General features: G+C 58.4%; 19 protein-coding genes. 5 read left to right on the plus strand and 14 right to left on the minus strand.

Features of this window, described 5'->3' with window-relative positions:
- Position 1: 1 nt before the first annotated feature.
- Together HMPREF1494_RS09435 and HMPREF1494_RS09440 are read right to left on the minus strand one after the other, a co-directional pair.
- On the minus strand, positions 2-904 hold the full coding sequence (locus HMPREF1494_RS09435) for a carbohydrate kinase family protein (RefSeq protein WP_034522374.1): 903 nt from the start codon (positions 902-904) through the stop codon (positions 2-4).
- Between the two features lie 80 nt (positions 905-984).
- Complete coding sequence (locus tag HMPREF1494_RS09440) at positions 985-1,674, minus strand: D-lyxose/D-mannose family sugar isomerase (RefSeq protein WP_003841247.1); 690 nt, start codon at positions 1,672-1,674, stop codon at positions 985-987.
- Positions 1,675-1,993: 319 nt separating this feature from the next.
- Here HMPREF1494_RS09440 and HMPREF1494_RS09445 point away from each other — a divergent pair, with 319 nt between their 5' ends.
- From HMPREF1494_RS09445 to hxlB, 3 genes are all read left to right on the plus strand, one after another.
- Positions 1,994-2,746, plus strand: coding sequence for a DeoR/GlpR family DNA-binding transcription regulator (locus HMPREF1494_RS09445; protein ID WP_034522377.1), 753 nt, complete (start codon positions 1,994-1,996; stop codon positions 2,744-2,746).
- A 139-nt stretch (positions 2,747-2,885) separates the two neighbouring features.
- Positions 2,886-3,593, plus strand: coding sequence for a ribulose-phosphate 3-epimerase (locus tag HMPREF1494_RS09450; RefSeq protein WP_034522378.1), 708 nt, complete (start codon positions 2,886-2,888; stop codon positions 3,591-3,593).
- 57 nt (positions 3,594-3,650) lie between these two features.
- Positions 3,651-4,217: a 6-phospho-3-hexuloisomerase gene (hxlB, locus tag HMPREF1494_RS09455; RefSeq protein ID WP_003844998.1), complete on the plus strand. Its 567-nt coding sequence runs from the start codon at positions 3,651-3,653 to the stop codon at positions 4,215-4,217.
- Between the two features lie 283 nt (positions 4,218-4,500).
- Here hxlB and HMPREF1494_RS09460 read toward each other — a convergent pair whose 3' ends face one another.
- The 5 genes from HMPREF1494_RS09460 to HMPREF1494_RS09480 form a co-directional block, all read right to left on the minus strand.
- Entirely contained in the window at positions 4,501-6,477 is a 1,977-nt protein-coding gene (locus HMPREF1494_RS09460; RefSeq protein ID WP_129879815.1) for an ABC transporter ATP-binding protein, read from the minus strand.
- Positions 6,478-6,621: 144 nt separating this feature from the next.
- Positions 6,622-8,442 carry an ABC transporter ATP-binding protein gene (locus tag HMPREF1494_RS09465; RefSeq protein WP_003841239.1) on the minus strand — a complete coding sequence of 607 codons (1,821 nt, stop codon included), beginning with the start codon at positions 8,440-8,442 and terminating at the stop codon, positions 6,622-6,624.
- Positions 8,439-9,035 carry a MarR family winged helix-turn-helix transcriptional regulator gene (locus HMPREF1494_RS09470; protein WP_231495399.1) on the minus strand — a complete coding sequence of 199 codons (597 nt, stop codon included), beginning with the start codon at positions 9,033-9,035 and terminating at the stop codon, positions 8,439-8,441. The genes HMPREF1494_RS09465 and HMPREF1494_RS09470 overlap by 4 nt, the downstream gene beginning before the upstream one ends.
- 235 nt (positions 9,036-9,270) lie before the next feature.
- Positions 9,271-9,918, minus strand: coding sequence for a sugar O-acetyltransferase (locus HMPREF1494_RS09475; RefSeq protein ID WP_003845025.1), 648 nt, complete (start codon positions 9,916-9,918; stop codon positions 9,271-9,273).
- A gap of 171 nt (positions 9,919-10,089) precedes the next feature.
- Positions 10,090-12,336: an exo-alpha-(1->6)-L-arabinopyranosidase gene (locus tag HMPREF1494_RS09480; protein ID WP_034522384.1), complete on the minus strand. Its 2,247-nt coding sequence runs from the start codon at positions 12,334-12,336 to the stop codon at positions 10,090-10,092.
- A 188-nt stretch (positions 12,337-12,524) separates the two neighbouring features.
- Here HMPREF1494_RS09480 and HMPREF1494_RS09485 point away from each other — a divergent pair, with 188 nt between their 5' ends.
- Positions 12,525-13,103 (plus strand): TetR/AcrR family transcriptional regulator, encoded by a 579-nt coding sequence (locus tag HMPREF1494_RS09485; RefSeq protein ID WP_003839232.1) that lies wholly within the window; start codon positions 12,525-12,527, stop codon positions 13,101-13,103.
- Between the two features lie 318 nt (positions 13,104-13,421).
- Here the strand turns inward: HMPREF1494_RS09485 and HMPREF1494_RS09490 are convergent, their stop codons facing one another.
- The 3 genes from HMPREF1494_RS09490 to HMPREF1494_RS09500 all read right to left on the minus strand — a co-directional run bounded on the left by HMPREF1494_RS09490 (position 13,422) and on the right by HMPREF1494_RS09500 (position 16,775).
- Positions 13,422-14,459, minus strand: a complete 1,038-nt coding sequence (locus HMPREF1494_RS09490; RefSeq protein WP_034522387.1) for a Gfo/Idh/MocA family protein — start codon at positions 14,457-14,459, stop codon at positions 13,422-13,424.
- A 66-nt stretch (positions 14,460-14,525) separates the two neighbouring features.
- Positions 14,526-15,788, minus strand: a complete 1,263-nt coding sequence (locus HMPREF1494_RS09495) for an L-lactate MFS transporter (RefSeq protein WP_034522390.1) — start codon at positions 15,786-15,788, stop codon at positions 14,526-14,528.
- A 111-nt stretch (positions 15,789-15,899) separates the two neighbouring features.
- Positions 15,900-16,775 carry an SDR family NAD(P)-dependent oxidoreductase gene (locus HMPREF1494_RS09500; protein WP_034522393.1) on the minus strand — a complete coding sequence of 292 codons (876 nt, stop codon included), beginning with the start codon at positions 16,773-16,775 and terminating at the stop codon, positions 15,900-15,902.
- A gap of 101 nt (positions 16,776-16,876) precedes the next feature.
- Here HMPREF1494_RS09500 and HMPREF1494_RS09505 point away from each other — a divergent pair, with 101 nt between their 5' ends.
- On the plus strand, positions 16,877-17,758 hold the full coding sequence (locus tag HMPREF1494_RS09505) for a MerR family transcriptional regulator (RefSeq protein WP_003839224.1): 882 nt from the start codon (positions 16,877-16,879) through the stop codon (positions 17,756-17,758).
- A 202-nt stretch (positions 17,759-17,960) separates the two neighbouring features.
- Here HMPREF1494_RS09505 and HMPREF1494_RS09510 read toward each other — a convergent pair whose 3' ends face one another.
- The 4 genes from HMPREF1494_RS09510 to HMPREF1494_RS09525 form a co-directional block, all read right to left on the minus strand.
- Positions 17,961-18,410, minus strand: a complete 450-nt coding sequence (locus HMPREF1494_RS09510) for a PH domain-containing protein (RefSeq protein ID WP_003839222.1) — start codon at positions 18,408-18,410, stop codon at positions 17,961-17,963.
- 174 nt (positions 18,411-18,584) lie between these two features.
- Positions 18,585-20,039 carry a DHA2 family efflux MFS transporter permease subunit gene (locus HMPREF1494_RS09515; protein WP_231495400.1) on the minus strand — a complete coding sequence of 485 codons (1,455 nt, stop codon included), beginning with the start codon at positions 20,037-20,039 and terminating at the stop codon, positions 18,585-18,587.
- Positions 20,040-20,110: 71 nt separating this feature from the next.
- Positions 20,111-20,689, minus strand: coding sequence for a MarR family winged helix-turn-helix transcriptional regulator (locus HMPREF1494_RS09520; protein WP_034522397.1), 579 nt, complete (start codon positions 20,687-20,689; stop codon positions 20,111-20,113).
- A 188-nt stretch (positions 20,690-20,877) separates the two neighbouring features.
- Positions 20,878-22,245, minus strand: a complete 1,368-nt coding sequence (locus HMPREF1494_RS09525) for an MFS transporter (protein ID WP_003839216.1) — start codon at positions 22,243-22,245, stop codon at positions 20,878-20,880.
- Between the last annotated feature and the right edge of the window lie 56 nt (positions 22,246-22,301).

Consider the following 22,301-nt stretch of genomic DNA (forward strand, 5'->3'; position numbering starts at 1 on the left):
CTCAGTCCTCCTGCAATTGGGCTGGATATTCCGGCCATGCACCTTGCTGGGTGCATACGAACGCCGACACCTCTATCGCACGCTCATGAGCGGCACGCAGGCTGAATCCGCGCAACCAGTATGCGAGGAACGCTCCGGAGAAGGAATCGCCGGCGCCGACGGTGTCGGCGACCTCGACCTTCGGCGTCGGCAGCATCGAGATGGTCTCGTCGTCCATCACCAGACTGTAGGAATCGCCGGCGGTGAGGATCACCACGTCGAGATCGAACATCTCCTTGATGGCCTTGACGCATTCGGTTTGCGACGGCACCTTGAACTCCGGTTCGTCGATGCCAAAGAGTCGCGCCACGATCGGTAGTTCTTCATCATTGATCTTGAGAATCGTCGCGCCGTTCAGCATGCGTTCGAGCACGTCATGGTCGGCGAAGCCGGAACGGATGTTGATGTCGAAGAAGCGCACGGTGTCGGGCCCGGCGGCATCGATCATCGCATAGATTGCGTCGCGCGTACCGTGCGGTTCGCGGGCCGCGATGCTGCCGTAGCAGATGGCGTCGGCATTCTCGACCAGTGTGCGTACCTGATCGGTGAAGGCGATGTGGTCCCATGCGCGATCGCGCACCACATCATAGGAGGGGACGCCGTTCTCATCCAAGGAGACGGCGGTGATGCCGGTTGCGTATTCGTTGGTTTGCGCGGCCACGTTGACGCCGCGTTCGGTGAGCAGCTGCACCAGTTCACGACCGAGTTCATCGTCGCCAACGGCGGTGACGGCGGTGGCTTTCACGCCATTCTGAGCGGCATGGTATACGAAGTTGGCTGGCGCGCCGCCCGGCTTCTTGCCGTCGGGAAGCATGTCCCACAGCAATTCGCCCATGGTGAGCACGGATTTGGATTGCGCGTTCATTGCGGATGTCCTTGTTTTTGGGTGAGTTGAGCCAGAGGTACGGCAATGCTGCCGCACCTCTGCAGTAATGATGGGGGAGCTCAGTCTTCCTTGGCTGCCGGATACTCGTTGCAGAGCAGACGATAGGCCGGCTCGTCCTCTTCGATCTTCGGGAAGCGGCCGAGCGGCGCGTAGAAGCGGTTGTCGGTGTTGTCGTCGTTGCACATGGACACCTCGCCCACGAGGGTCGGGACGGAGTCCTCCTTGATGTAGTACTCGTGATAGGTGTACGGATAGAAGGTCAGGGATTCGCCCTCGTTGAGTTCGATCGGTTCTCCTGCCGGTACGTAGTAGCGGCGGCCGTCACGGCACACCAGCACTGGGGTGTCGAGTTTCTCTTCGGTCTCCGGGTCGGCGTTGTACAGGTGGAACACCGCGGTGCCGCCACCGCGCACGATGATGTCTTCCATCTTGTTCCAGTGGAAATGCATCGGGGAGACCTGGCCTGGCATGCTCATCATGATCTTCTCGGCGTACACCTTGGTGTACTTTGGATCCTTCACATTGCCATTGCGCAAGGTGATCAGAGCCAAGCCCTTGTGCTCGAAGTCACCTTCACCGTAATCGGTGATATCCCAGCCCAGGGCGTTATCACGGATCTCATCCCATTCGTGACCCTTTTCGGCCCACTCCTCCGGAGTGAAGCTCAGGTATGGCGGAATCCGGAACTTGTACTGGTCGAGCAGGGCCTCGAACTGCTTGATGACCGCATTGACTTCAGAACGCTTCATGGCGAAAACTCCTTTGTCATACACTGTGACGTTTACGCGTCCGTTGTTATTTTCGATTGTGGCGTATTTTTTCGTTTTCGAGCGGTTCGCCTTTCGGCGTGTCGTTCTCAACAACAAGCATTTTCGATTGATTTCGTTTTACTTGCGATTTCTTTCGTTTTGCCTGTTGACAACAACATAACACAAGGTTACGATAGTTGTCAACACGAAACGAAAGGAAACGAAATGATTTTTCCGCCATAACGATAAATATCGAAAAGTGATTGCTAAGATGGATGACAACACTCGGTCCAGCAGTACACGACAAGGAGCCTGCACGATGATGAAAGCCGAACGCCAAGAGCAGATCTTGAGGAAGATCGACGCCAACGGCCGCGTCGTCGTCACCGATTACGCCAAGGAGCTTGGCGTCACCGAAGCCACCTTGCGCAAGGATCTGCAGGAACTGGATGACCGAGGACTGGTGCAACGCGTGCACGGAGGCGCGATGAAACCGGATACCGAGCTCAGCCGATTCGAGAATCGAGTCGATCTGGGCAAGGACGTCAAAACGAAGCTGGCAGCGGCGGCGATGAACGAAATCTCCGAAAACCGCGTCATCTTCATTGACGGTGGTTCCACCAACTATCTGGCCGCGCAAGCGTTTCCACGCGACTACGCGGGAACCATCATCACCAACAGCCCGGCCGTGGCCCTATGGATGTCCGACTACGACAACGTCGAGGTGAATATGCTTACCGGCACCATTCACCACAAATCCAAGGAAACCGTCGGTTCGGCAGCACTGGCGATGCTGCAGCAACTGCATTGCGATCTGGTACTGCTCGGCGTCTCGTCGATCGATCCTTCGCACGGCATCACCACGCCATATCTGGAATCCGCCGAGACCAAGCGTGCGCTGATCCAAGCCGGAACCAAGGTGATGAGCCTAATCACCCCGGAAAAATTCGGACATGTCTCCACTTACAAAATCGCTGACTGCAACGCGCTGGACGTCATCGTGACGGAAGGCACTCCGGAGTGCGCCGACGCACTCATCGCCATGGGAGTCTCATTGCGCATCATCCGCTGATTCGCAATTCCTTCGGATAATCCGGAGCCAACCTCTCACACACCTCAAGATGCGGCAATGTCGCATCTCTGGGCAAACACACCCAAATACCCCAAACATCAACGGACTTTTGTCAACGATTGACAAGGAGCACATCATCATGACCGCACCATTCAGCGATCCGCATTTCGCCATTTCGCTGTATTGCAGCGATTTCCGTAACCCCGCCGCACAGGTCGAGGTGCTGAACAACTATGCCGATTCCTACCATGTCGACATCATGGACGGCCACTTCTCCCCCAGCATGGGCCTGTGCACCACCTGGATCGAGCAGATGATGCCACTGTGCGCGCTGCGCAAGGAAGTGCACATGATGGTCACCGACATCGACCATTGGATCGATCAACTGGTCGCCGCAGGGGCCACCATGTTGACTCCGCATGTCGAATCACTGGGCGCACACGCCTTCCGTACGCTACGCATCGTTCGCGAAAATGGTTGCGGCGCCGGCATTGCGGTCAATCCGCTCACCTCGTTCTCCGAAATGGAGAATCTGCTGGAACGCATCGACCTCGTGACCGTCATGACGGTGGAAATCGGCTATTCCGGCGAACCACTGATTCCCGAAACACTGAAGAAGATCGAGCGTCTGGCACAGTTCCGCGACGCGCACGGACTGAACTATGAGATCCAGATCGACGGATCATGCAATGAGAAGAATTTCAAGCGCATGCGCGAGGTCGGCGCCGACACCTTCGTGCTTGGCAACACCGGCATCTTCAAACGCTCTCCCGACATCGAAGAGGCCTGGCACATGACCATGGCGGCCTACGAGGAATCCACCGGCGAAAAGGTACGCATGCGCTAACCGGCCTTGCACGACATTCAATTCCACAATCCCCACATCACACGTAAGGAGACCATCATGACCACCGCAACCTCTTTCCACGAATGTGAACGCATCATCATCAACGAACTTTCCGACGTACTGGGCAACGTCGACGAGACCCAGATCGACCAACTGACCGATCTGATCACCGGCGCACGCAAAGTGTTCTTCGTGGGCGTCGGCCGTGTCGAGCTCGCCCTCGAGGCCATCGCCAAGAGACTCGCACACCTCGGCATCGACACCGTGATGGTCGGTCAGATTACCGAGCCGGCCATCTGCGACAAGGACCTGCTCATCGTCGGCTCCGGTTCCGGCAAGACCGGATTCCCCCTGTTCATCGCAGGCAAAGCCAAGTCGTTCGGTGCGAAAGTGGCCCGTATCGGCATCGTCGAGGATTGCCCGATGAAGGAGTACACCGACCTGTTCGTACATGTGCCAGCCGCCGGGAAACCGGGTTCGGGCACCAAGCCGAGCGAGCAGCCGATGACCAGCCTGTTCGAGCAGTCGCTGCTGCTGGTCGGCGACGCGATCGCCATGAGCCTGGTGCGCAAACAAGGCATCGACCTTGATTCCCTGTGGGAGTTCCACGCCAACCTTGAGTAGTTTTGTTGTTGACTTGGGTTGTTGCCAGGGGGCTCTAATCCGCGAGAACCGGCGTATTACCCAACAGGCAGGGCCTCAAACCGGCACTAAAAAGGGCCGAATCTGCGAGAACCGAATGGTTACCCAACAGCCACGGCCCCAAATCACCCGGGGAAAGGTCCTAGCCTGCGAGAATCAGCCCGTTATCCAACAAGCAGAACCTCGCAACCAATAACATAAGCAAGTCCCAAACGCAAAATGGCTGTGACCACACTCGGCGGTCACAGCCATTTCATTGCGGTTCCTACTCCAGTTCCACGGCTCCCGTGTACAGCTGGTAGTACTCGCCCTTGAGCGCAATAAGCTCATCATGCGAGCCGCGCTCGATGATGCGACCGTGATCGAGCACCATGATCACATCGGAATTGCGCACGGTGGACAGTCGGTGAGCGATCACGAACACGGTACGCCCCTTCATGAGGTTGTCCATGCCGGCCTGCACCACTTCCTCGGTACGGGTATCGATGGACGAGGTCGCCTCATCGAGAATCATCGCCGGCGGATCGGCCACGGCGGCACGTGCGATGGAGATCAGCTGGCGCTGGCCCTGCGACAGGCCGGAACCATCACCCTCGAGCACGGTCTGGTATCCATTCGGCAACATGCGGATGAAGCCGTCGGCATTGGTCAGGCGTGCGGCTTCGATGCATTCCTCATCGGTGGCGTCGAGTCGTCCGTACCGTATGTTGTCCATCACGGTACCGGTGAACAGATTCACATCCTGCAGCACGATGCCGAGGGAACGGCGCAGATCCGGCTTGCGGATGCCCTTGACGGAGATACCGTCGTACAGGATCATGCCTTCCTGAATGTCATAGAAGCGATTGATCAGGTTGGTCACCGTGGTCTTGCCGGCACCGGTCGCGCCGACCAAGGCGACTTTCTGACCGGGTTTCGCAAACCAGGTGATGTCGTGCAGCACCGGCTTGTCGGGGTTATACCCGAAGGTCACGTCGGTAAAGCGCACGTCGCCCTGCAGCAGGGTCAAGCGACCATCCGGCGAGGTGATCGCGTTTTCGCGAGCCTTCATCGCCACTTCCGCGGCGCGCGGACTCAACGCATGTGCGGCCTTGAGCGAACGGGTGCCGTCATCGCCTTCCTCACGCTTCCAAGCCCAGTGACCGGTTTCGTGATCGACTTCGGTCATGGTGCGACCGTCGGAGGCGAGCTCCACGTTGACGAGCGTCACGGAACCGCCATCGTCTTCCGGCTTTTCGTCCATAAGCTGGAAGATGCGGGATGCGCCGGCGAGCGCCATCATCACCATGTTGAACTGCATGGAGACCTGTCCGAGCGGATTGATGAAGGCTCGGGACAGGGTCAGCAATGAAATCAGCGTACCCAAGGTGAGCGTACCGAATCCGGACAGGCCGAAGTTGCCGACGCCCGACAGCGCCATGACCCCACCGAGAACGGCAAGCAGGATATACAGCATGTAGCCCATGTTGCCCACGATCGGCATGGTCACGTTGCCCCATGTGTTCGCTTCGGCGGAGGCTTCGAACAGTCGCTCGTTCTTTTCATCGAAGTCCTTTTGCGTGGCATCCTCATGGTTGAAGACCTTGATGACCTTCTGCCCGTTGACGGATTCCTCCACGAATGCGTTCACGTCGCCGATTTCGATCTGCTGCTTGACGAAGTAGCGCCCGGAACGGGAGACGACCTTGCGCACTACCACGAACAGCAGTGCGGAGAAGACCAGCACGAAGACGGTGACCGGCACGGAGAGCCACAGCATCGATATGAGCGCTGCGATGGCGGTGATCGCGGACGAGAACATCTGCGGGAACGACTGGCTGATGGCCTGACGCAACGTGTCCGTATCGTTCGTGTAGCGGCTCATGATGTCGCCGTGTTCGTTGGTGTCGAAATAACGGATCGGCAGGCTCTGCTGATGGGCGAACATGTCGTCGCGAATCTTCTTGAGCACGCCCTGCTCGACGGTGACGATAAGCCACTGCCACAGCCAGCTGCAGAGAATGCCGGCCGCATACAGGCATCCCATAAGCGTCAACGCGCGCAGCAGCGGACCCCAATCAGGATTGTTCGCACCGACCATCGGCAGGATGTAACTGTCGATCAGTGATTGCAGGAACAGCGCGGATCCGGACTGTGCCGCGGCTCCGATCAGAATGCACAGCACCACGATGGCTACGCGCCACTTGTATTGGAAAATGTAGCCGAAGATGCGTTTGGTGGTGCCGGGAGCGGCCTTCTGCATCGGTTTGCCTATGGGACCATTCGGCCCGCCCTGCGACTTTCGTGGTTCGCTTTCCGCGGTTTTCGCCTCGTCGATCGCCTCTTGGCGCTCGTTCATCTCGGTCTCTTCATCGATGATCATTTCAGTCATTGCTCTCTCCTCCTTTCACTGAAGTTCCTCAGGCTGTGCCTGGTTCCTGGTCTGCGATTCATGGATGGAACGGTATTCGTCACAGCTTGCAAGCAGTTCGTCGTGGGTGCCGGCGGCCATGATGTGGCCGGCATCCATGACGAGAATCATGTCGGATTCCTGTACGGAGGCGACGCGCTGCGCGATGATGATCTTCGTGGTGTCGGGAATCTCGTTGTGGAACGCCGCACGAATCAGCTGATCGGTTTTGGTGTCGACCGCGGAAGTGGAATCGTCGAGGATGAGGATCTTCGGCTTCTTCAGCAAGGCGCGGGCGATGCACAGGCGCTGACGCTGGCCGCCGGAGACGTTGGTGCCGCCCTGTTCGATGTATGTATCGTACTTATCGGGGAATTCCTGGATGAATCCGTCGGCCTGCGCCAACTGGCATGCGTGACGGATTTCCTCGTCGGTGGCGTTCGGATTGCCCCAACGCAGGTTTTCGGCGATGGTCCCGGAGAACAGCACGTTCTTCTGCAGCACCATGGCCACCTGGTCGCGCAACACTTCAAGGTCGTAATCGCGCACGTCGACGCCGCCGACCTTGAGCGAGCCTTCGGTCACGTCGTACAGTCGCGGCACGAGCTGCACCAGGCTGGACTTGGCGGAACCGGTGCCGCCGACGATGCCGATGGTCATGCCGGAGCGGATCTTGAGGTTGATGTCGTCCAGTACCGGCTTTTCCGAACTGTCGGAATAGCGGAATGTCACATGATCGAAGTCGATCGAACCGTCGACGACCTCCCTGACCGGATTGTCCGGATTGGTGACGGTGCTTTCCTCATTGAGAATCTGGCAGATTCGTTCGGCGGAAGCCTGCGAGATGATGAACATCACGAAGATCATGGAAAGCATCATCATGGCCATGAGGATCTGCATGGCGTAGGTGACCAATGCGGTCAGGTCGCCGGTGGTCAATCCAAGGGCCGCGTTGTTGCCGGAAGCGACGATCTGCTGTGCGCCCATCCATGCGATGAGCAGCATGGTGCCGTAGATGCAGATCATCATCAGCGGGCTGTTGAAGCTCATGATGCGCTCGGCCTTGGTGAAATCCTTGAAGATCCGCTCGGAAATGCGACCGAACTTGCCTATTTCATGCGATTCGCGGTTGTACGACTTGACTACGCGGATGCCCTGCAGGTTCTCGTCGACCACATTGTTGAGCTCATCATAGGTGTGGAACACACGCTCGAACACCGGGTGCACGATGACGGCCAGACCACACAGGCCGATTGCGAGAATCGGGATGCAGGCGAGGAACACCAAGGAGATCGACGGGCTGATGCGGAACGAGAAGATCCATGCCACGACCACCATGATCGGGGCTCGCACACCCATGCGGATCATCATGCCGTAGGCGTTCTGCAGATTGGTCACATCGGTGGTGAGCCTGGTGATGATCGAACCGGTGGAGAACTTGTCGATGTTCGTGAAGCTGAAGCCCTGAACCTTCTCGAACTGGTCCTTACGCAGGTTCTTCGCAAGGCCCGCGGCGGCGATCGCCGCGAATTTTCCGGCAAGGAAGCCAGATGCCAGGGAGAACATCGAACATACGAACAGGATCACGCCGAATTTGATGATCGCCGGCATGCTGCCGCCGGAAATGCCCTGATCGATCAGCGACGCCATGACCGTCGGAATCAGGATTTCCAGCACGCTTTCCACCGCCACGAATGCAGGCGCCAGCAAGCTGTCCTTTTTGTATTCACGCAGCGATCCGCCCAACGTGCGTATCAGATGCTGTTTCGGCCGTGACTGGTTCTTTGCAACCGAAACCGTTTGCGTTGTTGCGCTCACTCCTCTTCCTTCCCTTCGTTTTCCGCTTGCGATTCATCCGCCCGCACATCACAGATCGCCAGACTGGAGTAACGTTTTTCGTCTCCGATCATGCCGGTCTCCACCAGATTGGATTGCATCACGTCAAGCACGTGCATGAACTGGCGAATGTCGTCATCGTTCAGCCCCTGCAGCAGTATGTTCTCCATGGCGACGGCGTTTTCACGCAACGCTTCGGCGATGTCGCGGGATTTGTCGGTCAAGACTATTTTCTTGAGCCTTGCGTCGCGCCGCACCGATTCACGAACGATCAGTCCTTTTCGTTCCATGAGTCCGAGCACCCTGCTTGACGTCGATCTGGTCACGCCGAAGCGCCGTTCCACATCCTGTGGAAAAATCTCACGTTCCGAATGACGGGCGAGGAAAGCGATGATGTCGATGTTGCCACCGCTCAATCCATCCACCTGCTCGGGACGCGTCGACGCAAGATACCGGTTGATGACGTTGTGCAGAGATCTGATGGCGACGCTCGGCGGCTTGCACACACCTTGGTCCCACGCCTCGGCGAACGCCGGGTTCACCGAAGTCGTTTCATTGTTTCGTTCATCTGTCACGCGCTATATCATAACCCGTTGCACATACAACAGTTGCATATACAACATTCCGCGTGTCGTCGGGTTTTCTCCGACGAGAAGGCACCGGTTCAAGGATTGCCGAAACCGCAAAAACAATCATGGTGCGAACCTCATGATCCCGCCCGTAAAACTCGGGATACGTCACATAAGGTTCGCACCATGATCGATTGTGCAGCACCCTTATGGCTTATGGCGATAAGGGCGGCAGACGAAATCACGCCGCGTCACGTGCCTTGATGCGTTCCATGAATCCGGTGCGATCCTCGTCCGTGATTTCGCGCAGCACACGTGCGGGATTGCCGACGGCGATGCAGTTCGCCGGAATATCGTGCGTCACCACGGCTCCGGCGCCGATCACCGCACCGTCGCCGATGGTCACGCCGCCGAGCACGGTCACATGACCGCCCAACCATACGCCGTTGCCGATCACGATCGGCTTGGCCTGGCACGCGCCGTTTTTGCGCTCTTCGAAATCAAGCGCATGATTGGTGGCGAACAGACCGACCATCGGCGCGATCCACACATAGTCGCCGAGCGTAATCGGCGCATTGTCAAGCATCACGCAATCGAAATTGATGTAGGCATGCGAACCGATGGTGATGTTGCGGCCGACCTCGCAACGAAAGTTCGGTTCGATGAACACGTCTTCACCAATCGATTTGAACAGCCGTTCCATGATCTCACGACGACGTTCGACATCCTCGTAATCGGTTTTGTTGTATTCGACGAACAGTCTCTTCGCCTCGGCGCGCTTGCGTTCGATGTCCGGATGCGAGTCCTGATATACCTCGCCGGCCACCATCAACTCCCACTCGTGACGACCCGCTTCGCTCATGCCAGCCGTCTCGTCGATCTCGGTCATTGTGCCTCCTTGCATGCACTCGTCGTCTCGCCCATCTTACCGGAGCGAGATGCCCCTTACCGGCAAACATGCCGGCGAATCGTTATGTGAAAGGCCGAGGGCCTGGTCCGCACCGGTTCATTCGCGGACTAGGCTCTCGGCCCAAGTCTGTTTGGGTTCCTTTCCGTCGCCTTACTCGGTGACCTTGGCGTATTCGTCAAGCATGAAGGCAGTGATCTTCTTACCGCCTTCGCTCATGAGCATCGGCATGGAGTTGATCGGCATGGACCTGAGGAACATGCGCATCATGTCGTTATCGGGCATCTTCGGCAGATTGCCGGCCTCGCCCTCGGCATACACGGATGCGACGATCTTGGAGCCGACCGGATCATCGGACCATTCGCCGAAGGTAGACCACTCGGTAAGCGGTTCGGCCTTGCCATCGCCATCGAGCTCAACCACGCCGGTGCCGGCGATGTCACGACTGGAAGTACCGACCTCAATGGCGTATTCGCCGGATTCGACATGCCAGTCATCGAACTTCTCGGACCAGTAGGCGAAGGCGCGCTCGTCCAGGTCGAAGCTCACTTCGGCAGATTCGCCAGCCTTGAGGAGCACCTTCCTGAAACCCTTGAGCTCGTGGATCGGACGTGCCACGGCGGACTTGCCCGGAGCCACGTACACCTGCACGGTTTCGGCGGCGTCAACGTCGGAGGTGTTCTTCACGACCGCGCTTACGGAAGCGGTGTTGGCGCCGGTCTTGGCGACCTTCACGTCGGACACTTCGAAGGTGGCGTAGCTCAGGCCGTAGCCGAACGGGTAGTCGACCGCCTTGTCATAGGTGTCGTAGTAGCGGTAGCCGACGAACACGCCCTCACCATAGTCGACATGGCCTTCCTCGCCCGGCCAGTTGATCATGCTCGGGTCGTCGTTGATGTCCATCGGAACGGTCTGGGCAAGCTTGCCGGACGGGCTGACGTTGCCGAAGATCACGTCGGCGAGCGCCGGACCGCCGGCCTGTCCGAGCAGCCAGGATTCGAGGATGCCCTTGGCGTTATCCGCCCACGGCGCCACGGAGACGACGGAGCCGTTGGAAAGCACGACCACGATGTTCTTGTTTTCGGCGGCGACGGCTTCCAGAAGTTCGACCTGTTTGGCCGGAATGTCGAGGGTTTCACGGTCGAAGCCTTCGGATTCGGCGGCTTCCGGCAGACCCAGGAACATGAGCACTACGTCGGCACCCTTGGCGACTTCGACGGCATCGGCGGCCATTGCGGCATCAGCCGGTTCGAGGTCGAGGGTGAAGCCCGGCGCGAACTTGGCGTCCACGCCACGTGCGGTGAGCGTGTCAAGGAAGCTGGTCATCTTGGTCGGAGTGATATGGGAGGAACCACCGCCCTGATAGCGCGGGGTACGGGCGAATTCGCCGATGACGGCAACCTTTGCATCGGATGCGACCGGCAGGATGGCGTCGTCGTTCTTGAGCAACACCATGGATTCGACTGCGGCTTGGTGGGCTACCTCGTCGTGGGCATCCACGTCGAAGCGGTAGCCTTCGACGCTCATGGCGGCGCGGGTCTTGTTGACCAGGTCGATCATGCCTTGGGCCATCCTGTCGAGCTGCTCAGGCTGGATGCGGCCGTCGTGGGCGGCGTAGACGATCTGATCGTCGGTGTAACTCGGCGGCATTTCAAGGTTGAGGCCGGCGTTGAGGGAGGCGACACGGTCATGGTCTGCACCCCAGTCGCTCATGACGATGCCTTCGAAGCCCCATTCGTCACGCAGCACGTCGGTGAGCAGCCAGCGGTTCTGCGCGGAATGCACACCGTTGATACGGTTGTAGGAGCACATGATGGTCCACGGTTGAGCTTCCTTGACGATGTGCTCAAAAGCCGGGAAGTAGATTTCGCGCAGCGCGCGCTGGGAGATGTTGGCGCTGACGCGCAGGCGATCGGTCTCCTGGTTGTTGGCGGCGAAGTGCTTGAGCGAAGTGCCGATGCCCTTGGACTGCACGCCCGCAACGATGCCGATGGCCTCATGGCCGGCCAGATACGGATCTTCGGACCAGTATTCGAAGCAACGGCCGCCGAGCGGGTTGCGCTTGATGTTGACGCCGGGGCCGAGAATCACGGCCACCTTCTCCTGAATGCATTCCTCGGCCATGGCCTCGCCCACTTGGTGGATGAGTTCCGGATTCCAGGAGCTGGACAGGCCCGCGGCCGGCGGGAAGCAGGTTGCCGGCACGGAGTCGTTCAAATCGGTTTCACCGGTGCTGGATGCCAAGGACTTGCGCAAGCCGTGGGGGCCGTCGGTGATCATGTAGCCCGGAATGCCCTTGGCTTCCACGCCCTGCAGATGCCATGCGTCGCCGCCGGAGGTCAGTGACGCCTTCTCCTCGAGAGTCAGGTCGTTGACTTCAGGATAGGTGCTTTCGCTCATACGAACCTCTTTCGTTTGCTCGGCAAGAGTTCAACTCCGAACTCTTTACCAACCGATTGGTAGGTACTTTATCAAAATCGAATACGCGACACGCCAATCATCTTTGGAATTTCAGTTAACCGACCGTAAGGTAATCATAATTTTCCATCCCGATGAGGAACTGTTGTCAGAGCTGCATAGGAGAGAACATGGCCAACGACGAAGTCGACCGCAGAAGCGAAATCCTCAACGCGGCGGTCGAATGCTTCGGCACGCTCGGCTACTACGGAACGTCACTGCAGAAAATAGCCACCATGGTCGGCCTGACCAAAGCGGGCGTACTGCACTATGTCGGCAGCAAAGAAGGCTTGCTGCATGCGGTGCTCGACGAGATGTACGATCGAGAAACCGAAGACATCACCGCCGGCATGGTGCGCAACGAACACCCTCACATCGCCGAAATGTGGCGTAAGACCGTGGCGATCAACGCCAAACGTCCCAAGCTTGTGCACATGTTCTCAACCTTGAGCGCCGAGGCGCTGAACCCCGATCATCCCGCGCACGACTATTTCGCCAACCGCGAGGAGCGTATCGTGGACGTGGCGGAGAACATCCGCTGGCACGTGCCCGAAGGCGTCGACGCCGAACAGGTACTGCGCGCCGGCTTCGCGATGATGGACGGCGTGCAGCTGCGCTGGCTGCGCAAGCCTGGCCAGGATCTCAACGCCATGTGGGTCGAATGCGAGGACGTGCTCTTTCCGCTGCCTCAGTGGGATGGCTACCGCTAGAAGCCAAATTCCTCCAGTCACTGGAACAATCAACCTGCTCAGGGACCTCTCAGAGGTACAAAACATCCAGCGACTGGAAGAATTGACCCACTGAGGAGCCTTTCAGAAGGATGAAACTTCCAGACACTGGAAGAAACAGGACGCAGAGAAGCCATTACGAGGTAAGAAACCTCCATCTACTGGAAGAATTACCCCGCTAAGAAGCATCCCAGCAGGGTAAAACCTCCAGTGGGTGGAGGAATCAAGACGCAGAAGCGAAATCACACGACGGCGCGCGGCCCGTCCTGCAGATCACCGAAGATCACCGAAGACCGGCGTCTACAACGTCACCATGGCACCTTCATCCGCCGCCTTCTTGACGGCGTTGAGCACCTCCAGCGACTTGATGGCGTCTTCCGGCGTGACGATCGGCTCAACCTCACCGCGCAGCACCTTCAGATAGTGCACCAGCTGAAGACGATGCGGCAGTCCCTCCTTCACGCCCTGAATCTCACAGGTGAGCGGCTTCGTCCAGTCACTTACACCATCCCGGTATGTGAAGAGCTGCAATCTCGGCAGAGACAGTGACCCCTTGGTACCCATGATGAAATACGCGTCAGTGTCGAACGGCGCGAAGAACGGGTTCTCTCGTGCGGTCGCTTCCCAATTCCACGGGCTGGCCGCCGCGTCGGAAAGCGTGATCGAGCCAAGCGTGCCGGATTCGAAGCGTACATTGACCACTGCGGAATCCTCCACTTCGAATCCTCGAGCGCTGTTGGCCGCCATGCCTTGAATTTCCACGGGTTCGCCGATCAGATAGCGCATGAGATCAACATCGTGCACCATGTTCACGAGAATCGGGCCGGCGCCTTTCTGCCTGCGCCAGGGAATGTCGTAATACGTATCCGGCTTGTAGATGTTGTAATGCACGGAAACCGTCACGATTGTGCCGAGCACGCCGGATTCGATGATTTCCTTGGCACGCTGCACCTTCGGATTATGCCGGCGATGCTGACCGACCAATACCGGAAGGCCGATTTCGCGGGCCGCCTTCGCGAAGATGCGCGCGTCGTCCAGGTCGTCGCTGATCGGTTTTTCCACCAGTGGCGGCACGCCATGTTCGAGTGCCGCGCGTGCCATGGGCAGGTGCAGGCCGTTCGGCGATGCGATCACCACGCCGTCAAGCGCCACATGATCGAACATGTCATTGTAGTCCGCATACCATTCGACGTCGATGGATTTCGTCAATTCCTCCGATTCGGGCATCGGATCGGCGATCGCCACCAATTTCGCATCAGGATTGTCTTGAATGTAACGGATATGGTCGCGCCCCATAGCGCCTGCGCCGATTACGGCGAGTTTGAGCTGTTGCGTCATAAGTAACTCCTTTGTTGGCGTCGTTTCGCTGTCTGGTTCTTCCTTCGGAATATTCCGCGACTGCGTCTACTTGAGTTTCGGCATCATAGTGCCGGTTTTCCTAACCTTCGTCACCAGCAGCAACACAACGGCAAGGCCGATGAGCGTAATCACGGCCGCAGCATAGAACGCGTTGCGATATCCGACCGTCTCGTCGAACAGGCTGGTGGCGATGCGCGGTCCGATCCACGCACCCAGTGCGTACCCTAGGAACATGATGCCGTAGTTGATGCCCAGATGCTTTGTTCCGAACGTCTCGCCGGTCAGCGGCGGGTAAATCACCAGCAACGCGCCGAAAGCGAATCCGAGTACGATTACACAGCCGATGAAGAACGGCGCGTTCGTTGCGAACGACATGGCCACCATCGCCAGCACGGTAGCAATCAGCATCACGGCAAGGCACTTGAACGCGCCCAGCTTGTCGTACAAAGCACCGAATGCGAGTCGTCCCACGAAATTCGATAACGTGTTGATCGACACCACCATCGCTCCGAAGGCGGCGGCCGTCATCGCACCGACCTGGCCGACCTGATACTGGGCGATCGATGACAGCGCACCGACAAGCATGGTGCCGGCGGTCGCCGCGGCCGCGTAGACGAGCAACAGCACATAGAACCGCGGCGAAGCGAGCATCGCCTTCCAATCAAAGCCGTCGTCTTCGGCATTGTCGGCAGAGGTTGCGGGAGTAGGCGGATTCCAGCCTTTCGGACGGTACCCTTCCGGCACCGGCGAGACGAACAGCGAGCCCAATGTGATGGTGATCCAGAACGTCATGCCGAGAATCTTCAACGCGGTGGAGACGCCGAACGTGCTCGACAGGAAGCTGGCTATCGGAGACAGGGTGGCCGGTCCGATGGCCGCTGCGGCCAACAGGATGCCGGACGCCTTGCCGCGGATGTCGGGGAACCAGCGTTGCGCGGTGGTGAGCGTCGGGTTGTATACCAGGCCGTTTCCCATGCCGGCGATCACGCCGTGGCAGAGGTACAGCATCGGAATGCTGGTGGCCATGCCGGTCAGGAACCAGCCCAGGCCGAATACCAGTCCGCCGACGATCATGACCTTTCGTGGACCGAATCTGTCGGAAATGCGACCCGAAAAGATGCCGGTGACGGCCATGACCGTCTGGAAGATGGAATACGAGAGGCTCACGTCGGTTTTGCTCCACCCATTCTGCTCGCTCAGCGGCGTCAGAAACACGCTGAACAATGCGATGGACGCCACGAAGAACATGACCACGAACGCGGCCGACAAAATGCCGTAACGGTTATGTTCCTTGGTTGCGGTTGCCATATAAGGCTTTCCTTTCCAGCAATTGCTTTTCGAAACCGCAATTGCGATTGTCCGTGCGAAGCCACGCCCCTTTGCGCGGCTTCGCGTTATACCGAGATTTTCGAGTACCGCTTACAGCAGTCCGCGCTGCTTGAGCGAGTTGACCGCGAACTGGCGACGACCGCCCGGCTTCGGCGTCAGATCCCCCATCATCAGGTGGAAGCCACCGTCCACGTTCACTTCGTCTCCGTTGACGAAATCCGATCGTGGCGACGCCATCCATGCCACCGCGTTGGCGATGTCCTGCACTTCACCGATGCGACGGGATGCAATCAGCCGTTCGCGATCCTTGGTGACCTGCGGATCGGCGTAGAATGAGGCCGACATCGGGGTTTTCACAAAACATGGGCATACACAGTTGGACCGAATACCGAACGGCCCCCATTCGGCCGCGATCATCTTGGAGAGCATGCCAAGACCGGCTTTCGCGCAGGAATATGCGCCGGAGAACGTTTCCGGAGAGTGCGAGGCGACCGTGGAGATGTGCACGATCCGACCGGACTTGTGCTGCAGCATCACCTTGCCGAATGCCTGTGAAAGGATGAATGCACCGGTCAGGTTGACGTTGATTACATCCTTCCAATCCTGCAAAGGCAGATCCTCGAGCGGAGCGAACCGCAGGATGCCGACGGCGTTGACGAGCACATCGACGGTGCCGAAGTCCGCGACGATCTTGTTACGCAGGATCTCGACATCGGCGGCATCGGAGATGTCGCAACCGTACCCTTTCGCCTCTGCGCCGTAGGTCTGTGCGACTTCGACGGCAAACGTGCGGGTAGCCTCTTCGCTCACATCCACCAATGCCAGTCGGGCGCCGGCTTTGGCGAGTTCACCGCAGATCGCGGTGCCCATGCCGCCAATGGCACCCGTCACCACGCATACGTCGCCTGCCAATCCCAGCCAGTCATACTGTCTTGAAGCCGGATTTTCGATCATCTTTTCATTCACGGGAGCTTCTCCTTTAAATTTTTCCCAGATTCCGCATCTTTGTCGGAATAATCAGCACCGATGGTAGACTTTGCCCCGAGGGTAAGGTCAAGGAGGACGACGTGGACGCGGAGGACGAACTGCTGACGATTGGCGAGGTGGCCAAATTGGATGGCATCACCACCAAAGCGCTGCGTTACTATGACGCGCATGGCATTTTGAAGCCTGCAGCCGTCGACCCGATGACCGGATACCGCTATTACACACCCGACCAGATGCTTGACGTGGATGTGATGCGCATCTTCATCTCTTCCGGCATCCCGCTGGAATCGTTGGAACAATACCGTTTCGAAGATGGGTCATTGGATTGGCGGAGCGTACTGGCAGCCGCACAATCGCAAGTTGACGAACGCATGAGGCAGTTGCGATATTTGCAGACCACGATCAACGATTACGCCGGCGAACTGGTCCGCAAGGCGCACTCCCCCGCTGATGGTGTGGTCCGTTCCGATCTGCTCCCAACGTGGCTGGTCTCAACCGATTGGCCGTTCGACGCTCCGTGCAACATGAAGCAGTATCTGCGCACGATGACGGACCTGCGCAAGGCCATTCGCGAAGCGTCGGCACCGCATCTTTTACGCCGGGGCATACTTATGGATTTGGAACGGCGACAGGCGTTCGCCTTTCATCAGTTCGCCCCCTCGCAGCACATGCTTGACGTATTCCATTCCGGCGATCGTTCACGATTGATATGCGATTACGATTTTCCCGGTAATACGACCGTCATCAACCCGCCCGGAGGCCCTGCAGAAAGCCAGGTGATCGAGCGTGAATCCCTCGTGGAATGCTTCAACGACGGCACTGCGATGGCGTTGAAACTCAACCCGCGGGATTGGCCGCACGTGACCATGACGGAGATTTGGGGCAGCCGCACGCCCGACGGATCGGTACGCATCCGCTTCACCCGCCATCGCTGCACGCCGCTCTACGCCCTACAATCGTAATTATTCAAATTACGATTTAACAAATTACGATTTGCCGCGCGGAAAAGCACTATCTGCTGTTCGCGCTCAACGGTTTCAGCACCGAACTGGAGAGACTGGCACAGGACGATCCGTCAATACGGCTGGTATCCGTTGAACAGCTCTACCAGTAGTAATGCCACCAATTCACGCGGCACGAACACGCAACACCGTGCGCGCCCAGCTACTGTCCGTCGGCGTAGCCGTCCATGTCAGGACCGTCAAAACCATCGTCGAAACCCGGAACTTCCGGGCCGGGGCCACTAGGACCACCAATGAATTCACGAGCGGACATGCCGTTTTCCTTGCGGGAGGCATCCACGGCTTCCTGTAGCGCCTGCCGAACTTCGAAGCCATGCACGATGTTCTTCAACACCACGACACCATTGCCGGACGACTGGTCGCGCGTGTCAAGAACCAGCGTACTCATGCCGAACAGACGTTGCAGGAACGAACGCTCGACACTGATGTCGACGATACGAAACAGTTTGATCAGATTGAATTTCTCATTCAATATGCCCGTTTTGATGCTCATCTCCTTATCGGTGAGCGTATATACGGTGAAGGTGAACGGAGTACGGCACCAATTACGCTTACGCTGCTTCCACAGCACATTGCCGCTTGCAACTTTCATAGGGGCTCCTTTGTCTCGTACAATAATTGCCACAACACGACGCTTCACGCATATTGTACCGGTTATCAAATGACACAGCCCGCATCATCCACACATGTTCAGCAATCGGCAACATCGCACTCCGTCAATCATGACCCAACGGATCACGATTCCTTGAACGGACCGGAGACGCGATCAACCCACGCGCTTCGAGAAGCGAAACATGAGCAGGGCGAGAATCTCACCGACTACGGCCATGCCAAGGAACACCCACATGCTGGTGGAGAATCCCGCCACGTAGGACGCCGACTGACTCATTCCGGAAGCGGCGTTCGCGCCTGCACATTCGGCGATGAGCGTGGAAGCCACCGCCGTACCGATGGCACCGGCGAGCTGCTGCACGGTGTTCATCACGGCGGATCCATCGGCGTTCATCGAAGCCGGCAACTGGTTCAGCGCATGGGTCTGATCAGGTACGAGCACGAACCCGGAAGCCGCCATGAACAGCGCGTAGGCTATCGCCACCGCCCATTCATGCGCACCGCCAAGCATCATCGCAACGTCCATGACCGCCACGCCCACGAAACCGCAGGAGATGAATTTCGGCGGGAAATGCGCTTTCAGCGCACTGCCGATCAGCGGAGCGGAAACCGCGCCGACCACGGCTCCCGGCAGTAGAATCAGGGCGGCGATCATGCTGGTATGTCCAAGACCTCGCTGCAGCAGAATCGGCAACAGGAAGTTGACGCCGAGCACGCCACCGGACGACATGAGCAGAATCACCATGCCAAGCGTAAAGCCAGGGTACGTGAACATACGCACTTCGATCAGCGGATGTTCCATCCTCAGCTGCACGAAGGCGAACACCGCCAACACCACGACGGCACCGACGAGTACGGTCCAGAATCGCCAATCGCCATTCCATTGCGCGAAGAAGCTGGCCGCGACGATGACCCCGGCCAGACCGAGCGCGATCAGCAGCAACGACGGCGCCGACAGATACCCCTTCTCACCATGACGGATGTCGGGGATGGTTGCGGTACCGAGCAGGAAAGCGATCACAAGGAACGGAATCATGGCGTAGAAAATCCAATGCCAGTCAAGGAATTCCATGACCAAGCCTCCGAACACCGGGCCGATGGCCGGGGCCGCGCAGGTCACGAGGCTGACCAGGCCGAGCATCATGCCTCGCCTGTACAACGGCGCCTTTTCCAGAATGATGTTGGTCAGCAGCGGTAGTGAAACGCCCGTTCCGAGCGCCATGATGAGTCGCGCCGCGAGCAGCATCGGGAAATTCAGCGCAAGAGCTCCGACCAGAGTACCCGCCGAGAACAGTACGATGGCGGTGACGAACAGTGCCTTCGTCGAAAAACGTCGCACCATGAACGGTGAGGTCGGAATCGCCACCGAAAGCAGCAACAGATAGCCGGTGGTAAGCCATTGCACCACGTCAGCGGAAATGGCGAATTCCTCCATCAGTGTCGAATAGGCGATGTTCAGTGATGTTTCGGACAGGATGCCAAGAAACGTCAGGATGGCGAGCGCCACCACCACGACGGTGAGCCGTCCCTCATTCATATATTTGCCGGGCTGCGATTCCTCCCGCATTGTTTCCATCGGTTGCCCCTGCTGTTTTTCGCGTTCCGTCATGATTGGCGATTCCTCTCTCTTCAACATGCGCGACCGCATCGTGTGTCGCACGATTCGGTTGTCCATCTGGTCTATTGCTTCGTCGCCGTATGCGATCGGGACTCGTCACCCGCCATCAGCGTTTCGACGTGCGCCGGCCAGGCATCGGCCACCTGCGTGGTCCACTCCCCTCCCCGATCTGCGCCCATCAGCCGATGCATGGCCTGCAGCGTGGCGACCGTGGTGGCGGCGTCTTGCGGATCGATGCCGGACAATACGCCGCACAGGTGTTCGTGGAACTGATGCACGTACAGTTCACGGATTTCCTCGGCGGCTTCCGTCAGGCTCAACGTCACCGCACGACCGTCGGTTTCGGATGCGTGCTTGACCACAAGACCTTTGCCGACCAGCTCGTTGACCAGTTTCGTAATGCTCGGTGCGGTCACTCCCAGAAAAGCGCTGACGCCGCTGACCCGTGCGACCGGAGTCGGGGATTCGGCCTGATGATTGAGATTCCAGATGGCGTCGATGACGTGCACATGCCGCGGTTTCATGCTTCTCGGTAGTTCCGGCAACGCTTCGGTGATACGTTTCGCCGTCCAGCATGCGTCGATCAGATCACGCACGTCATCCAAAGACAGTTGCCGTCGGCCACTTCGCGATTCCGTCATGACGCCTCCGCATATCGTTACCAATAGTCATTACCAAGAGTAAGTATATGAATGCCCTAGACAACCGGCGGACTTTCCGTATCAGCCGCCAAATCATGTTTCGGAAAACCATAATTCCATTAACGAAACAGGCGTGCACCCATTGGATGCACGCCTGTATTCCACAAAAACCTCAATAGCCTTTTCCGCTACGCACGACGAGCGGCAAGCTCCCTGCCGATCCGGCCGATGCGCCCGTCAAGATCGTAGAAGAAAAGCAATACGGCCATGACCACGACCATGGCGACCGGCACCCATACGAAGGTGTTGACCATGGCGGACACGGTGACGGCGGACTGCGTGGCTCGCGAACCGTCATAGCCGCTGGCGCCGAGGACCCATGCAATGGCGGCCGAGGAGACGCCCATGGCCACCTTCATGGAGAAGCTGGACGAGCTGAACACGATGCCGTCGGAGCGCACGCCGCTTTGCCATTCGCCGTACTCCACCACGTCACCGCTCATGGCATTGAGCGCGGCGTTCATCGGGATGATGCCGATCATGCGCACGACGATGGAGACGAAGAACACCCACAGATCGCTCGGATCGATGAACACCAGCAGACTGCCGGCGGCGACGAGCACAAGTCCCGCCATCGAGGAGTTGCGTTTGCCAAACCTGGCCACAAGAGGGCCGGCGAACGGCAGGCCGATGACCATCGGGATGACGGTGGCCAAACCGATTACGGCGGTCAGATTGGAATTGCCAAGCACATACTTGGCGATATAGGCGGCCATGCCGTTGGCGATGCCGTTATAGGTCCACAGCGCGAAATTCAGGCCAAGCGTGAGCCACCAGTACTTGTTGCGCACCAGCGCTTTGAAATGTCCGCCCACGCAGACCTTGCCATCGTTGCCATCCGTGCCGCCGTCAGATTCGAAGGAAGCGACTTCACACGTATTCGCGAAGGTGAACCAGTAGCCGAACGGAATCATGACGGCGATCACGCCGAAGAAGACGCCCCAGCCGATCGACGTTCCCCCGAACGCGTTCACAATCGGCATGGCGAGCACGTAGACGAGCATGGCACCCACATTGGCGATGGTCATGCGGAAGATGTTGAGCTGCGTCTTTTCACCGGAATCGGCGGTCAGCAGCGAGGTGAGCGAGGCATACGAAACGTTCACGGTCGAATAGGCCACGTTGACGATCGCATACACGGCCCACGCATAGATCACGCCGGCCGGAGAGTTGCCGAACGGGTCGAGGAAGAGGAACAGGAACGCAATGCCGTAGGCGATGCCGCCGAACAGCATCCACGGGCGGGCCTTGCCCCAACGGGACTTGGTCTGGTCGACCAGAATGCCGACGGTCAGATCCCAGAAGGCCACCACCAGACGCACGACGAGCAGCATGGAGGCGACCATGGACGGCGAGAGCCTGACCACATCCGTATAGAACATGGTCAGATAGGTGGCCATGGCGATGTTGCCGATGGACGTCCAGAAATCGCCCATACCGAAGGCGAATTTCGTCAGGAACGTCAGTTTGCCCTGGGGTTTGATGGTTGCAGACATAGTTCTTCCCTCATGTCGCTTTTGTGAGATAACAGGCAGGCCCCTCCCTCTGATGA

It is taken from the genome of Bifidobacterium sp. MSTE12 (assembly GCF_000513015.1).
In the GTDB taxonomy this organism is placed as follows: Bacteria; Actinomycetota; Actinomycetes; order Actinomycetales; family Bifidobacteriaceae; genus Bifidobacterium; species Bifidobacterium dentium.